We start from the raw sequence: 1,231 nt of genomic DNA, 5'->3' as shown, positions 1-1,231 counted from the left end.
GCAGCGGGCAAGCAATGCCGCCAAAGCCATCCGCGTAAGTACTGTCGCCGCGGGCAAAGGCGGTATAGGCGGCGGCGTAGCCCTGATGGTTCACGCCCGATAGCCAGTCGGCCACCTGCGCCCGCGCAGTCTGGTCCGCCGCAGTATCCCCGAACCAGCGGATCAGGGGTGTTTCCAGATCAAAGCTGTCCGCGCGGATTTCGGCAGCACGGGCTTCAACCGCTTGCCGGGCTGCAGGCGAACGCCGGAACACACCGTTCAGCAGCGCCACTCGTAAGACGTTCTCAGCATGGCAGACCGCATAGCCGCCCGCAATAAGCGCGCCCATGGAGTGGCCCGCCAGCGATACCGGCCCCAGGTCCATCGCCAGCAGAGCCGCATGCAGCCAAGCCACATAGTCCGGCAGCTCTGCACCCTCCGGCAGCGGCGCGCTGCCGCCATGGCCGGGCATGTCCAGCGCGATCACCTGATGGGTTTCAGCCAGTGCCGCAATCTGCGGCGCCCAGGCCTCCGACTGCATGCCAACCCCGTGGATCAGCACCACAGGCTCGCCTTTGCCTATCCCCGGCCCTGCCCTTTGGCAGGTGACAGTGCCGTAAGGGTCAGACAGATGCAGGGTTGTCGAGGTCATGCCCCAGTTCCTTCAGGTCCTGATAGCGGTCGCCAATGCGGTGATGAGGCCGGCCGCCAATAGAGGCACCAAGCGCGATCACAATCTCATCCGGGCCGGGCGCATCCGCGACCGACAACTGGATGGTCAGGTAATGGCTGCGCCGGCCGCCGTCGTTCTTATCCATCAGCGGGATCTGCAGCGGCGCGTTGGCCGGTCCGCGGGTGTTGGTGAACGCCAGATAGGATTTCGCCCCCACCGCCTCGCGGTAGTGATTGCCGAACCGCAGTGTGTGGATCAGGGCCGAGGCATGTTCGACCTCGCCATTCACCCCGACAATGGCGGATTTGCCATAGCCTTCAACCTTGTCGCCGCCGCCTGCGGCCTCAAGGATCATCGCAGTCAGCTTCTCCCCCAGACCCGGCGCGCAGTCATGGATTGCCGGGCGCAGATCCTCGGTAAATCCCTGCCCGGCCCAGGGGTTTTTGATCACAGCTACCGCGGCAATCATCTTCAACGGCGTTTCCGCTGCCTTGCCGCCCTCGATCAGGGTCTCTTCGACATGCAGCAGCGTTTTGCGGATTTCAGCAGGCATGGGCAGTGTCTTTCGTCAGTGATTCC

Annotated in this window: 2 protein-coding genes; both read right to left on the bottom strand. The window is 64.3% G+C overall.

Annotated elements, in window-relative coordinates; genetic code table 11:
* Positions 1 to 631: alpha/beta fold hydrolase (locus A2I95_RS39650; protein WP_291737835.1), on the bottom strand; the 631-nt coding region annotated here is incomplete at its 3' end.
* On the bottom strand, positions 603 to 1,205 hold the full coding sequence (locus A2I95_RS39645; protein ID WP_027256176.1) for an amino acid synthesis family protein: 603 nt from the start codon (positions 1,203 to 1,205) through the stop codon (positions 603 to 605). The genes A2I95_RS39650 and A2I95_RS39645, both read right to left, overlap by 29 nt.
* Positions 1,206 to 1,231: the final 26 nt, after the last annotated feature.

Source organism: Leisingera sp. F5 (genome assembly GCF_001593695.1).
This window is presented reverse-complemented; position numbering and strand designations above follow the sequence as displayed.

Coding starts and splice junctions, on each gene's coding strand:
- A2I95_RS39645 (WP_027256176.1), bottom strand. CDS start 1,205: ATGCCTGCTGAAATCCGCAAAACGCTGCTGCATGTCGAAGAGACCCTG.